Source organism: Caballeronia sordidicola (assembly GCF_001544455.2).
Lineage (GTDB): Bacteria > Pseudomonadota > Gammaproteobacteria > Burkholderiales > Burkholderiaceae > Caballeronia > Caballeronia sordidicola.
This window is the reverse complement of record NZ_FCOC02000007.1, coordinates 193,448-207,671: the sequence shown is the minus strand read 5'-3', so window position 1 is coordinate 207,671 and position 14,224 is coordinate 193,448. Positions and strand designations below refer to the sequence as shown.

The following is a 14,224-nucleotide window of genomic DNA, read 5'->3' as shown; positions in this document are numbered from 1 at the left end:
GTGTGTGCTCCTTCTTTTAAGCCGCTTTCTGCGACGGCTTACGCGAGAGACCGAAGTCTTCGGGGAAATGATCGAGTGCGGACATCACCGGATAAGGCGTCATGCCGCCCATCGCGCAAAGCGATCCGCCGAGCATGGTGTCGCACAGTTCGCGCAGCAGCGTGACCTGTTTCGGCGATGTATCGCCGTCGCGAATCTTCGCGATGACTTCAACGCCGCGCGTTGAACCGATCCGGCAGGGCGTGCATTTGCCGCAGGATTCGACCGCGCAAAAGTGCATGGCGTATTGGGCGAGATCGGCGAGGTTGGAGGTGTCGTCGTGGATCACGATGCCGCCGTGCCCGACCACCGCGCCGACCGCCGCGTACGCTTCATAGTCCATGGGGATGTCCCACTGGCTTTCGGGCAAATACGTGCCGAGCGGACCGCCGACCTGCACCGCGCGCGCCGGCCGGCCGCTCGCCGTGCCGCCGCCGTATTCATAGATCAGTTCACGCAACGTGACGCCGAACGCGAGTTCCACCAGGCCGCCTTGCTTCACGTTGCCGGCAATCTGGAAAGGCAGCGTGCCGCGTGAGCGGCCCATGCCGAAGTCGCGATAAAACGCCGCGCCTTTTGCGAAAATGATGGGCACGGTCGCGAGCGTGATGACGTTGTTGATTACTGTCGGCTGGCCGAACAAACCGACCAGCGCGGGCACTGGCGGCTTTGCGCGCACCACGCCGCGCTTGCCCTCAAGCGATTCGAGCAGCGCCGTTTCTTCACCGCACACATATGAACCCGCGCCCTTGGCGACTTCCAGTTCGAAGACCTTGCCGCTGCCGAGCACGTTCTCGCCCAGCCAACCGGCCTCACGCGCGCGCTCGATTGCGCGGTTCAGCGTCGTGATCGCATGCGGATATTCGCTGCGCACGTAGATATATCCCTTCGTGGCGTTCGTCACGATCCCCGCGATGATCATCCCTTCGATCAACATGTACGGATCGCTTTCCATGACCAGCCGGTCGGAGAACGTGCCGGAATCGCCTTCATCGGCGTTGCAGACGACGTATTTTTGCGGCGCCTGGGCCGCGCGCACCGTGCGCCATTTGATGCCGGCCGGGAACGCCGCGCCGCCACGTCCACGCAAGCCCGATTCAAGTAGCGCTTCGCAGGCTGCGTCGCCATCGGTTTCCAGCGCTTTTCGCAGACCTTCCAGGCCGCCGTGGGCGACATAGTCATCGGTGGAAAGCGGGTCCGTGATGCCAATGCGTGCGAACGTCAGGCGCTGCTGTTTGGCAAGCCACGGCATGGTGTCGACCACGCCGATGCTTTTTTCATGCAAGCCGCCATTCACAAAACCGGCATCGAAAAGCGCGGCGACATCGCCTTCATCGACATTCGAATAGCCGATACGGCCTTCCGCCGTCTCCACTTCAACGAGCGGTTCGAGCCACAACATGCCGCGCGAGCCGTTGCGCACGACTTCGATTTCAATGCCGCGTTTATCGGCTTCGGCAGCAATAGCCAGCGCGACGCGATTTGCGCCAAGGGCCAACGCCGACGAATCGCAAGGGACGTAGATGCGTGTCATACCAGGTCCTCCGCGCTCGACTGGACGCGCGCCTCTTCATACAGCCGGTCGAACTTTTGCGGCGTGACGCGCGCGTACAGCTCGCCGTTGATCGTCATGGCCGGCGACAACGCGCATTGTCCGAGGCAATACACCGTCTCCAGTTCGGTATCCGTGTGATGGCCGGAATCGAACCGGCAGCCCGTATGTCCTTCGATATGCGCCGCCAGCGCCTCGGTTCCCATGCTTTTGCATGCTTCGGCGCGGCAAAGCTGCACGGTCACGCGCGCGGGCGGTTCCGAGCGGAAGTGGTGATAGTAGGTGATCACGCCATGCACTTCGGCGCGCGAAAGCGACATCGCCTGTGCAAGCGGGCCAATGAGATCGGCTGGAACATAGCCAGCCTCGTCCTGGATCGCGTGCAGCACGGCGATCAGCGACGCGCCCGGTTTCAAATGGCGTGCAACGCGCTCGTCTGGCGTGAGCGCGGGGTCATTCTCGTGACTGCTGGCAATCTGGATCATGTGGGGAAGTCTCCATCGCTCGGCATATGTTTTATAAATGCATATATCGGTCTTATAATCGCTTTACCGAGCCTCTGATATGCAAGATACGAGGCTATCCAGTCGATGGCAATAGGAACAACAACTGCATATGATCGACGTCGAATGCCGAACCGAACTCGTCTTGCGCGATGCGGCAGGCCGCGAAGCCAGTCTCAGCGCGGCTGTGCCGCTTTTATTACTCGTTTCCCAGACTGGAAGCATCGCGCAAGCCGCGTCGGCTAAGGGTTTATCCTATCGGCATGCATGGGGCCTATTGCGCGAAATCGAGACGCGGCTGGGCGGCGCGCTGATCACCAAGTCGCGCGGGCGCGGGTCGGTGTTGTCGGAGTTGGGCGAGGCTGTGTTGCGGGCGCAGCGCTTGTCGAACGAACGGCTCGATGGTCCGCTTCAGGCTGTAGCGAGCGAGGTAGCCGGTGAGTTGAACCGGCGTTTATCGCGCACGGTCACCGAGATCCGGATTCACGCGTCGCATGGTTATGCGGTTGCCGCGCTCGTTGGCGCGCTGGCCGAAAAGCGAATTCCCGCTGATATCAAATACCGCGAAAGCGCCGAAGCCGTGAGTGCATTGGCGCGCGGCGAGTGCGAACTCGCGGGTTTTCATTTGCCGATTGGCGAGTTTCGCGAGGCGTGCGGGGAAATTTATCGGCCGTGGCTGGACGCGGGGCGGCACAGGCTGATTCACTTGACGCGACGCACGCAGGGGCTTTTCCTGGCCAAGGGCAATCCAAAAGGCATACGCGGGTTGCGCGACCTTGCGCGCGACGACATCCGCTTCGTCAATCGCCAGCCCGGTTCGGGCACGCGCATGTTGCTGGACCTGGCGCTGCGCAAGATTGGCGTGAATCCCGCGACCATCAACGGTTATGCCACGGCCGAACTGACGCATTCGGCGATTGCCGCGTTTGTCGCGAGCGGCATGGCCGATCTCGGCTTCGGCGTGCAGCCGGCGGCGCAGCAGTTCGCACTCGATTTCATTCCGATCATCGACGAGGATTATCTGTTCGCCTGCGACCGCGACAAGCTCGACGATACCCAGCTTGCCGGCGTGCTCGACGTCCTGCGCAGCGCCGCGTTCAAGGGCAGCGTGGCGCATCTCGAAGGCTACGATCCGTTGCATTGTGGCGAACTGCTCGACGTGGAAGCGGCGCTTGGCGGCGCGAGCGAAACCCGTACGTTGTAAGCCAATGTAATACACCGATACATCCCCGAAGCCCGCGCAACGGGCCGATTGCGGAGCTTGCGTTTAGAATCGGGGTTCGCGCTCCGGTGTCTCCTCGCAGGCCAGCAGGAACATCAGGCCGAACGTTTAATCGAACTCTTTCTCACAGACTCGATTATTGACCCGCTCAGGGATCCGCTTACTGACCGTACTGCTGCCATGAAATTGCTTTTGAGTATTGCCGCGTTGATCGCATTTATTGCTGGCGCCGTCGCCTTCGTGCCCGTTGCGTTTGCACAGAATTCGCCGGGTATTCCGGGCGGTATCCTGCAGGATCAGTTCAGGCTGAAGGAACATCCGCAGTTGCAGTTCGCTGCGTCCGCGCCTTCCGACAAGTACCAGAACAATGTGACCGCCAAGCGCCGGCGCGGTGATCTGGGCGATCCGAACGGCTGCAACCTGCAATGCCCGAAGGATGGCGAGTAACCCGTAGTAAGTAACCAAAGCATAACGCGCGCCTTCAGACGCACACGGTTTCGCTTGTGGCATGGATAGCGAATTACGTGTGCGGCGTATGTCTTGTGCTTGCTTCCGGCCGCCAGGTTCACGCCAAGGCTGGAACCCCAGTGTTAACCCTGCTTCCATTCCGCGATTTCTCTTCGGGTCGGCGCCGACTCGACGCTTCATTTGTCTTAGCGTCTGCTACCACTCATTACCGACCGATTAATGCTACTTGATGGCGGCGTGCACGGCATGCGCTCGGGTATCTTATCGTTGCGTGCGTTGAACGGTCTTCAGTGATCGGAACACTTAACTTTCATAAAAAACAATGAAGCGAGCCGGCTGAGTGGCCGCGCGCGATAGAAAGCGTGCCGGGAAGGTCACTCTGACGGACACAGTCCATCCGGCGGATGGGCAGGAAGAACGCTTTAGAGAGGCGAGGGGAAGACAGCCAAATGAGAATTCTTCAAGTCGTTCTTGCACCCCGTTTATCGGGGGCCGAGGTATTGGCAAAGGGCGTGGCGATCGGACACCAGCAAGGCGGTCACGATGTTTGCATCACTTCGTTGATGCCGGAACACGACGATTTCGAGCACATCAGCGCCGAGTTGCGCGCGAACAATGTCCTGTGTCTGTTCCCTCAGCGATCGCTCGGCAAGCTCGGCCGCTTGTTGTTCCTGCATCGCGCCATTCGCCGCTTCAAACCCGACATCATTTTCGCCCACGCCACCATTCCCGCGCTGTATGTTCGCGCGTTGCCCACGCGCGTGCCTATTGTTTGGGTCATGCACTCCGGCGCCAATGACTTCGCAAACAACGCGCTGCTGATTGCAGAGCGCTTGTTGTCGGGGCGTGCAAAAGCGGTGATTGGCGTGTCGCAGAAGAATATCGATGATTACGTGAAGGAAGTCGGTTCTCATCCCTCCATGATCGTGGTGCCGAATGGCGTCGATATTTCGCGTTTCACGCATGCAAGCGAACCGCTGCCGTCCACGGGAATCCGGCAGATCGTCCAGATCGGGCGTTATATCCCCGAGAAGAACCAGTTGCAGACGGTGCAGGCATTCGCGCGCGTGGCGGCAGTCGATCCCGATGTGCGCCTGCTGCTGTGCGGCGTGATCGAGAATCTGGCGTATCACGCGGCGATCGTGAAGCTTGTCGATGAACTCGGCCTGAACGACCGCGTGGTGATCGCGGGACCGCAGAACAACGTGGCCGAAATCCTGCGCGAGTCGCGTGCGTTCGCCATGCCCTCCAGTTTCGAGGCGCATAGCATCGGGTTTCTTGAGGCGCTGGCTTCCGGCATTCCTGTGGTTGGAAACGCGATTCCGTCGTTTGCGTTCGCCGATGCTTTTGCGGGCGTCGCGCTGCTCGATACCAGTGACGCCGATGCGTACGGCCGCGCGCTGCTCGCCGCGCTTTCCCAACCGCGGGCTACGCGTCCGCTGAATGGGCTGACGTTGCAAAGCACGGCTGACCGGTATCTCGCGATTGCGTCGGACGTGCTGAATCTGCAGGTGCGGATGGGTTGATTGCCGGTACTAAAAAGCGCGCCGCCGGGGCTATCGGCGGCGCGCTTTTTTATTGGCGGGACAGCTTTACCGTGAGCTCACTGCGACAGATTCCTCAGCCACAGCGACTCGGAAAAAAGCCCGGGCATCTCGCTCCAGATTTGCGCCGCGCCGAGCTTACGTGTGGTGTCGAAGTCATAGCCAATCAACATTGGCGCGCCGCCCGTGTAGTAGAACGGGCCGAGTTTCGCGTTGGCGCGCTTGAACAGCACCAGTGTCGCCTGACGATCACGCTGCACAATATGCGGCAGCGCGTCCGCATACGACGACTCCTTCAGCGTCCCGGCAAGCACCGGCGTGGCGAGCGTGGCCCCGCGCCGGATCGTCCAGACATCGATATCAGGACCATCGCCGCGCGGCTGCAGCATGACGAGGTCATCGGTTCCGTCGCCGTCTATATCGCCGGCCGCGACCTTCGTCATCGCCGATGAAAACTGCGGATACGTATTGCCGCGCAACGCACCCTCGAACGCGCTGCCGGAGCTCGTCAATTGCGTGAGCGCGATCGCGCCATCCACATTTTCAAGCGCGACAAGACCGGCTCGCGACGTGCCCGCCGTATGAACCGGCAGGAAACGTGCGCTTGCGCTAATGCCGCTTGCCTGCATCCATAATGCGGGCGCGCGGCCAGTTTTGCCTGTGCTCGCCAGCAGCCACAGGTTCAGTCCGCCATCGCCGCGTTTATGCGCGATCATGACGTCGGCGCGTCCGCTTCCCGTGAAATTGCCCGCTACATATTGCTGTGCATTTGCGGGCTTCCATGCCGTGCTCGTCTGATACCAGAGCCGTGGCGCCTCGAAGCGCGTGCCTGTGCTGCGCATGAGCCAGAACGCCGTGCCGCCGTTGCGCGGCGAGATCACCATCAGGTCGTCTCGGCCGTCGCCATCGAAGTCGCCGAGCAGGAAACGCACGCTGTCGAAGCACAGCGTGTTCGCCGTGCAGGTGGGCGCGGTGGCGCGCGGGTCGAAGGGCACGGCGTTCAGATACCAGGGCTCCGCTGTTTCCAGCCGCGACATGTCCGCGACCCAAACGTTGAAGCCCGGCCCGTCCTTGCGACGTTGCACATAGACCGCGCTCGGGCGGCGCTCGTCCACGCCGCCGTCCACCGTGTCGCCGCGCACGTCGCCGAACAGCGCGCCTTCCTCGCGGTTATCGGTCCATTGCGTTCGCGCCGATGGCGCCCAGCGCGACTCGGCCGTGAGCGACGAGCACCCGCCCGCCGCGAGCGCGCCATTGCGGGCGGCAAGACAATGGCCAAGAGGCGTGTACACATAGCCGAAATCCCAGGGTGTCCACTTCTGGGCGGCATCGGCGGAATCCGGCGGCGAGCACGCTTCCTCGATCAAGCCGCCGTCGCGTTCGGCGACACATTGACGCGTGGTTTCATCGACGAGTTGCGCCGTGTTCTTGGTTCCCGGCGCCGCCGATACCTCTTGCCAGTGCCAGTCCTGCGTCTTCGCGCCCGTGCAAGCGGCGAGGGCGGGCGCGGCGCCCGCGCCCGCCGACGTCACGCACTGGCTCGAATATTCATTGACGATCTGCATCGGGCGCGGCTGGAAATCCGGCCCCGGATCGCTCGCGTGCGCGCGTGTCCAGTAGCGGCGCGCGACCCAGTTGCCGTCCCACTGATATTCGCCGAAAACATGGCCGCCGTTGTCGTCGCCGTCGATGGCGAAATACGACGCCACGTCGTCGCGTTTCTTTTGGGTATCGGCGGCGCTAAGGTTCTTGGGCAGGCCGCCGGTCGGATATGTCACGTGATAGCCGATAGGGATATCGCGGCCGAGTCCCTGCGCCGCGACCCGCGTGATGCGCGCGGCGTAGATGTGATCCGGATGCTCGATGAACGGGACGGTGTCCGGGTTGAGCGTATAGATCTCGGTTGCCGGCGCGAGCATGGCGCGCACGCTCGCGATCAGCGCGGCGCGGTCGTACTTGATCGTGTTCGAGCCATCGGCGTTCAAAGGATACGTTTCGATGCTTTCGCCCTTGTCCCACAGCAATCCAAGCGGCACGCGCCCGCCACGCACGCCGCCGCCGGGCAGGCGGACTTCGAGCAGCTTCACGCGCGGTTGTTGTCTGAGCAGCATCTGATGCACGGGTTTGCCGGCGAAATCGACCGTGGATTCAATCCAGTCGTCGGGCACGCCGGCCATGCGCGCGTAGGCGAGGCGCGTGCCTTTCTCGCGGAGTTTGACGTAGTCGAAGTTGGCGCCGTTCGCGCCGCCGATCAGGTGCACGGTGGTCACGCACCAGCCGGCGGCGAGCTTGTCGCTGATGCCTGGGTTGACGAAGAGCAGATCGTCGTCGAGATGGGCGACGACGGTGATGAGTGAACCGGCGTGGCAGTCGGCGGCGGGCGCGGGCGTCTGGGCCATGACCGGGGAAAGCAGGGCGCCGATGGCCCAGAGCATGATCGATAACAACGACAACCCGCACGCAACCGCCAACCTGCGCATGGAACGGCTTCCTTGCATGATTCCCCCGTATGGCATTTTTGTCTGCTGAATCGACGAATCTGGCAGCTTGAAGTGTAGCGGCGGGACGTTCCGTTGCCGAGCGAACATGGAGGAAGGAGTTGGCCGATTGTGCGGACCTGAAATGCAAAACCCCGCATGCCTTGCGGCACGCGGGGTCTTGTTTCCGGCAAGAAAACCGGAAGCGGTATTGGTGGAGGCGGCGGGAATCGAACCCGCGTCCAGTAGCGCTCTACGACCAGTTCTACATACTTAGTTCTATCATTTGATTTAACCTGGCGACGCGGACGAACACGCTTCGCTTCGGCGATTCACTAGATTTTCGACCTTGGCGTCGTGACGCCGACAAGGCTTATCTGACGTATATGACCTCTCTCGGTATTGCTACCGGTCTTGCGACTCTAGTCCGTCAGTAAACTAGGGAGAGGCAGGCGGCCCTTAGGCTGCCAGTGCGAACGTTTCGTCGTTTGCAGTTACGTTTTTCCCATTGATTTACGAGGTGACGGGTCCTCGGTATGCCCTAGCCGCTTCGCAACCCCTGTCGAAACCAGGTCGCCCCCGAAGCATTGCGTATTATCTCACAGAACCATTCGCGCATAGCGCCAGCGCCAATGAGCCTGAAAGACACCGCAAGTCATTGCACGTCCCTGAGCAATTCCTGCAGTTCGACGGTCGTTTCCACCACATGATCGGCGTGCCATCGCGTGGGCGGCAAGTCCGTGCCGCAGTATCCGTAGGCTGCCGCAACCGTGACCATGCCGGCCGCGAAACCCGCTTGGACATCGCGCAGATCGTCGCCCACGTAGACAACCTGCTCCGGTTTCTCTTCCATCAACTCGGCGGCGTGCAGCAATGGCGCCGGGTGAGGCTTGGAGTGCGAAGTGGTATCGCCGCAAACCAGGCATGCCGCCCGTTCGGCCAGCCCGAGCAACGCCACGAGCGGCTCCGCCAGCCGGGTCACCTTGTTCGTCACGATGCCCCAGCGCACGCCGCGGGCGTCGAGCTGATCGAGCAGTTCATCGATACCCGGAAACAGCGTGGTTTCAATGCACAAATCCGCTTCGTAGTTGGCGAGGAATTCCTCGCGCATGGACGCGTAATCCGGATGCTCCGGACTTATCTCAAACGCGCCGCCGAGCAGACCCCGCGCACCCGCCGACGCCAGCGGCCGCAAGGTTTCCAGCGGCCGCATCTCGAGCCCGCGGTCGTGGCGCATCTTGTTGACGGCGGCAACGAGGTCGGGCGCGGTATCGGCGATCGTGCCGTCCAGATCGAACAGGATCGCCTGGCATAGTTTCAGCCTGTCCCGATCCTTCTCGTGCTGGGGATAAGGCGTTGGATCGTCGCTCATCACTGTCCGTACCGGTTCGATGACGTTCGGCTGCACCGGGTCCGCGTCTGTGGAATTCGAGTTGTCCTTTGGGCGATCGTTCATGTTCGTTCCCGTCATGCCACGCGCCGGCAAGCCATCATGTAATTGATGCTGGTGTCGTCGGAGAGGCCGAAGCGCTTCGAGAGCGGCCGGTATGTAATCCCCTTGATCTCGACGATATCCAATTGCGCCGAACGCACGTGTTGCGCAAGTTCTGACGGCTTGATGAAGCGCGCGTAGTCGTGCGTGCCGCGCGGCAGCATCCGGGCAATGTACTCTGCGCCAATCACGGCAAACAGGTACGCCTTGGCGTTCCGGTTCAGCGTGGAGAAGAACACCCAGCCGCCCGGTTTCACCAATGTGGCGCAGGCCTGGACGATTCCAGCGGGATCGGGTACGTGTTCCAGCATTTCCATGCACGTCACGATGTCATACGTGGCGGGTTCACGCGCGGCGAGCGCTTCCGCCGCGATTTCCTCGTACGCCACTTCCACGCCACTCTCGAGGCTGTGCAGGTCGGCCACGCCCAACGCACTCGCCGACAGATCCACGCCTTTCACGCTCGCGCCGCGTACCGCCATGGATTCGGACAGGATTCCACCGCCACAGCCGATATCCAGCGCGCGCTTGCCCGGCAGATGGGCGAGGCCGTCGATCCAGTCGAGGCGCACGGGATTCAGTTCATGCAGCGGTTTGAACTCGGCATTCGGGTCCCACCAGCGGTGAGCCAGCTCGCTGAATTTCTGAAGCTCGTGGGGATCGGCGTTGATCATGTGCGCATAGCCTTGAAACGAAAGTCGTAAACGGTCAGGCACCAGTATATAGGCGGTGGCGCGACCGGGTAAAACGTGGCAGCCGGCTTGGGGGCGGCGAGCGCCCATAAAAAAAGCCCCGCCGAAGCGGGGCTTTGATCCTGCGGCAAACAGTCGCTTATTGCTGCGGCTGACGCGAGGTTCCAACAACTTCCACTTCCACGCGACGATCCGGTGCGAGGCAGGCGATAAGTTGCTTGCGGTTCTTCTGGTTGCAACCGGTGGTAACCGGGTTGCGCTTGCCCTTGCCTTCCGTATAGATACGGTTGGCTTCGATGCCCTTGCTGACCAGGTATGCCTTGACAGCTTGTGCACGACGCAAGGACAGACGATCGTTGTACTTGTCCGAACCAATGCGGTCGGTGTAACCCGTTGCGACCACGACTTCCAGGTTCAGGTCGCCAATCTTCGAAGCGAGATCGTCAAGCTTGACCTTGCCAGCCGGCTTCAGGATTGCCTTGTCGAAGTCGAACAGAGCGTCAGCTTGATACGTAACCTTCTGGCTTTGGATGACCGGAGCAACCGGAGCAGCCGGTGCCGGCGGCGTCGGTGCTTGTGCAACCAGCGCGCCGTCGCACTTTGCGTTTGCCGTAGCCGGCGTCCAGAACGCATCGCGCCAGCAAAGCTCGTTCGTACCGTTCATCCACACATATTCGCCCGTGCCGTTCACCCAGTTGTCATTGACTGCCTGACGTGAAGCCGGGACCGATTGCGCCATAGCCGATGCAGCCATAACTGCGGTAGCTGCAATGAACGCGAGCTTTGAAAGTTTATTCATATTTCTCCTCTCGAAATTGAGATTACCGCAGGTTTACTGCGAGCCTTGTTGACAAAGACAAGTCATACATTGCTCGAAGTATAACATTACCGCGGAACAAAACGCTGTGTGTAGACTTCGAGCAGTGTCTAACTTTGTGCGTTGGCATTTTGCCATATCGTTCCCTTGCAACGATAAAAATATCCCCGGGCCCCCAACGCCCGCAACCTTATGTGGTGCATGCGCAACAAGACGGGGCATGGGAAAAGCAGGGTTTGATATGCGCGTCTTATGCGCATGATACGTGCCACGACGGAACTTTTTGGCAAAACATCAATACATTTTTTTCGACGGTATTTCGCGCCTTGGTAGCAGCGTCAAAAACCCGGGAATCGCGATCATAACGGGTTAGTCTGACGTTTTCACATAGTTGCGTGAAGCAAATTGTAAGCTTTCGCTACGAATGTATTTCAAATTGTCGAAAAAGTTCCCTGTGATCCCGCGCCATTGCCCGGTGACTTCTCACTGACTATATGTATATACGCAGCACTGCCGGGCGCGGATGTCGCGCATGTTAGAATCGCGTGATGCGTTGCGTTCGCAATGCCGATGCTGAACGCCGGTGAATCGAGGGGAAAACGTCGCGAAAGGGACGTTTATTCCGCGCCGGCGCCGCACAGTTCAAGACACGGATAAATGGATCAATTCGCCAAAGAGACCCTGCCAATCTCCCTCGAGGAGGAAATGCGCCGCTCATATCTCGATTACGCGATGAGCGTGATCGTGGGGCGAGCGCTCCCCGATGTCCGCGACGGCTTGAAGCCTGTTCACCGTCGCGCGCTGTATTCCATGCACGAACTGAACAACGACTGGAATCGCGCTTACAAGAAGTCGGCGCGTATTGTCGGCGACGTGATCGGTAAATATCATCCGCACGGCGACCAGTCTGTCTACGACACCATCGTGCGGATGGCGCAGCCGTTTTCGCTGCGCTACATGCTGGTGGACGGGCAGGGCAATTTCGGTTCGGTCGACGGCGACAACGCCGCGGCCATGCGATACACCGAAATCCGGATGGCGAAGATCGGCCACGAACTGCTGGCGGATATCGACAAGGAAACGGTCGACTTCGGTCCGAACTACGACGGCAGCGAAAGCGAGCCGCTAGTGCTTCCGGCGCGTATTCCAAATCTCCTGATCAATGGCTCGGCCGGTATCGCGGTGGGCATGGCGACGAACATTCCGCCGCACAACCTCCGCGAAATCGTCGATGCCTGCATGCATCTGCTCAACAATCCCGACACGACCATCGACGAACTGATCGAGATCGTGCCCGCGCCGGATTTCCCGACGGCCGGCGTGATCTACGGCGTCTCGGGCGTGCGCGACGGTTATCGCACGGGACGCGGACGCGTTGTGATGCGCGCGACCACGCACTTCGAAGAGATCGATCGCGGCCAGCGCATGGCGATCATCGTCGACGAAATTCCGTATCAGGTGAACAAGCGCACGCTGCTCGAGCGCATCGCCGAGCTCGTGAACGAGAAGAAGATCGAAGGCATCTCGGACATTCGCGACGAATCCGACAAGAGCGGCATGCGCGTGGTCGTCGAGCTGAAGCGCGGCGAAGTGCCGGAAGTCGTGCTGAACAACCTGTACAAGCTGACGCAGCTTCAGGATACGTTCGGCATGAACATGGTCGCGCTGGTCGACGGCCAGCCGCGCCTCTTGAACCTGAAGCAGATGCTGGAGTGTTTCCTGTCGCATCGGCGGGAAGTGCTGACGCGGCGCACTGTATACGAACTGCGCAAGGCGCGGGATCGCGGCCACGTGCTGGAAGGCCTGGCGGTGGCGCTCGCGAATATCGACGAATTCATCCGCATCATCAAGGCCGCGCCGACTCCGCCGATCGCAAAGCAGGACTTGATGAACAACGCCTGGGACTCGGAAATCGTGCGCGAAATGCTGTCGCGCGCGGAAACCGAAGCGTCGGGCGGGCGCCAGGCGTATCGGCCGGAAGGTTTGAACCCGGCGTACGGCATGCAGGCGGATGGCCTGTACAAGCTGTCGGACGTTCAGGCGCAGGAAATCCTGCAGATGCGCCTGCAACGCCTGACGGGGCTCGAGCAGGACAAGATTGTCGGCGAGTACAAGGACGTCATGGCGCAGATCGCCGATTTGCTCGATATCCTCGCGCGGCCGGAGCGGATTCGCGGAATCATCGTCGAGGAATTGACGACGGTTCGCGCCGAATTCGGCGACGAGCGCCGTTCGCGCATTGAACTGAACGCCACGGAACTGAACACAGAAGACCTGATCACGCCGCAGGAAATGGTCGTGACCATGTCGCACACCGGTTATGTGAAGTCGCAGCCGCTTTCCGAGTATCGGGCGCAAAAGCGCGGCGGGCGCGGCAAGCAGGCCACGCAGATGAAGGAAGACGACTGGATCGACACGCTGTTCATCGCGAATACCCACGATCACATGCTGTGCTTCTCGAACCGCGGCCGTGTCTACTGGATCAAGGTGTACGAGGTTCCACAAGGTTCGCGGAACTCGCGCGGCCGTCCGATCGTCAATATGTTCCCGCTGCAGGACGGCGAGAAGATCAACGTCGTGCTGCCGATCAAGGAATTTTCGGCCGACAAGTATGTCTTCATGGCGACCTCGCTGGGTACGGTCAAGAAGACGCCGCTGGAAGCATTCAGCCGGCCGCTGCGCAAGGGCATCATTGCGGTTGGACTGGATGAGGGCGACTTCCTGATCGGCGCGGCGATCACGGACGGCGAGCATGACGTGATGCTGTTCTCGGATTCGGGCAAGGCAGTTCGCTTCGACGAAAACGACGTTCGCGCCATGGGCCGTGAAGCCCGCGGCGTGCGCGGCATGCAACTGGAAGACGGGCAGCAGGTCATCGCGCTGCTGGTGGCGGGCGGCGAGAACCAGTCGGTACTGACCGCGACCGAGAACGGGTTTGGCAAGCGCACGCCGATTGGCGAGTACACGCGTCATGGCCGCGGCACGAAGGGCATGATCGCCATCCAGACTTCGGAACGTAACGGCAAGGTGGTCGCCGCAACGCTCGTGGAGCCGGAAAGCGAGATCATGCTCATCACCAATACGGGCGTGCTGATTCGTACTCGCGTGTCGGAGATTCGTGAGATGGGCCGTGCAACCCAAGGTGTTACACTCATTAGTCTTGACGACGGCACGAAGCTATCCGGCCTGCAGCACATCGCCGAGGCGGAAGTGGCGGTCGAACTCGACGCGGATCTGGAAGGTGATGCGTCTGACTCGCTCGACACGCCATCAGCCGGCGACGCTGGCGACAGTCCCGATGACACGTCCGAAGGCGGCGAGGACACACCGTCCTGAGCGCCGCCTGGGTGACGAGCACTCGTTCTGTTTCTGAAAGCTTGAATCTATAAGCTGCGCGAACTTGAGGCATGTCCACGTT

At 60.9% G+C, this 14,224-nt stretch carries 10 protein-coding genes and 1 other RNA gene; 4 read left to right on the top strand and 7 right to left on the bottom strand.

The window, feature by feature from the left end:
• Positions 1 to 16: 16 nt before the first annotated feature.
• Positions 17 to 1,573 (bottom strand): formate dehydrogenase beta subunit, encoded by a 1,557-nt coding sequence (locus tag AWB64_RS14465; protein WP_060856104.1) that lies wholly within the window; start codon positions 1,571 to 1,573, stop codon positions 17 to 19.
• Complete coding sequence (locus AWB64_RS14460) at positions 1,570 to 2,076, bottom strand: NAD(P)H-dependent oxidoreductase subunit E (protein ID WP_060856103.1); 507 nt, start codon at positions 2,074 to 2,076, stop codon at positions 1,570 to 1,572. Before AWB64_RS14460 ends, AWB64_RS14465 begins: the two co-directional genes overlap by 4 nt.
• Positions 2,077 to 2,206: 130 nt before the next feature.
• On the opposite strand from AWB64_RS14460, the gene AWB64_RS14455 reads away from it, so the two are divergent.
• The 3 genes from AWB64_RS14455 (at position 2,207) to AWB64_RS14445 (ending at position 5,310) form a co-directional block, all read left to right on the top strand.
• On the top strand, positions 2,207 to 3,298 hold the full coding sequence (locus tag AWB64_RS14455; RefSeq protein ID WP_060856102.1) for a substrate-binding domain-containing protein: 1,092 nt from the start codon (positions 2,207 to 2,209) through the stop codon (positions 3,296 to 3,298).
• 198 nt (positions 3,299 to 3,496) lie between these two features.
• Positions 3,497 to 3,763, top strand: coding sequence for a hypothetical protein (locus AWB64_RS14450; protein WP_060856101.1), 267 nt, complete (start codon positions 3,497 to 3,499; stop codon positions 3,761 to 3,763).
• A 470-nt stretch (positions 3,764 to 4,233) separates the two neighbouring features.
• Entirely contained in the window at positions 4,234 to 5,310 is a 1,077-nt protein-coding gene (locus AWB64_RS14445; protein ID WP_060856100.1) for a glycosyltransferase family 4 protein, read from the top strand.
• Positions 5,311 to 5,387: 77 nt separating this feature from the next.
• On the opposite strand, the gene AWB64_RS14440 is transcribed toward AWB64_RS14445, so the two are convergent.
• The 5 genes from AWB64_RS14440 to ompA all read right to left on the bottom strand — a co-directional run bounded on the left by AWB64_RS14440 (position 5,388) and on the right by ompA (position 10,788).
• The gene (locus AWB64_RS14440; RefSeq protein WP_244164062.1) at positions 5,388 to 7,808 is read right to left on the bottom strand and encodes an FG-GAP-like repeat-containing protein; all 2,421 of its coding nucleotides are present in this window, start codon (positions 7,806 to 7,808) and stop codon (positions 5,388 to 5,390) included.
• A gap of 209 nt (positions 7,809 to 8,017) precedes the next feature.
• Positions 8,018 to 8,386, bottom strand: a transfer-messenger RNA (tmRNA) gene (gene ssrA, locus AWB64_RS14435).
• A 74-nt stretch (positions 8,387 to 8,460) separates the two neighbouring features.
• Positions 8,461 to 9,177 (bottom strand): phosphoglycolate phosphatase, encoded by a 717-nt coding sequence (gene gph, locus AWB64_RS14430; protein ID WP_060856162.1) that lies wholly within the window; start codon positions 9,175 to 9,177, stop codon positions 8,461 to 8,463.
• Positions 9,178 to 9,272: 95 nt separating this feature from the next.
• A complete protein-coding gene (gene ubiG, locus AWB64_RS14425) occupies positions 9,273 to 9,971 on the bottom strand; it encodes a bifunctional 2-polyprenyl-6-hydroxyphenol methylase/3-demethylubiquinol 3-O-methyltransferase UbiG (protein ID WP_060856099.1) in 699 nt (232 codons plus the stop codon).
• 157 nt (positions 9,972 to 10,128) lie between these two features.
• Positions 10,129 to 10,788, bottom strand: coding sequence for an outer membrane protein OmpA (gene ompA, locus AWB64_RS14420; protein WP_060856098.1), 660 nt, complete (start codon positions 10,786 to 10,788; stop codon positions 10,129 to 10,131).
• 675 nt (positions 10,789 to 11,463) lie between these two features.
• On the opposite strand from ompA, the gene gyrA reads away from it, so the two are divergent.
• Positions 11,464 to 14,142 carry a DNA gyrase subunit A gene (gene gyrA / locus AWB64_RS14415; RefSeq protein WP_060856097.1) on the top strand — a complete coding sequence of 893 codons (2,679 nt, stop codon included), beginning with the start codon at positions 11,464 to 11,466 and terminating at the stop codon, positions 14,140 to 14,142.
• The last annotated feature ends 82 nt before the right edge of the window (positions 14,143 to 14,224 follow it).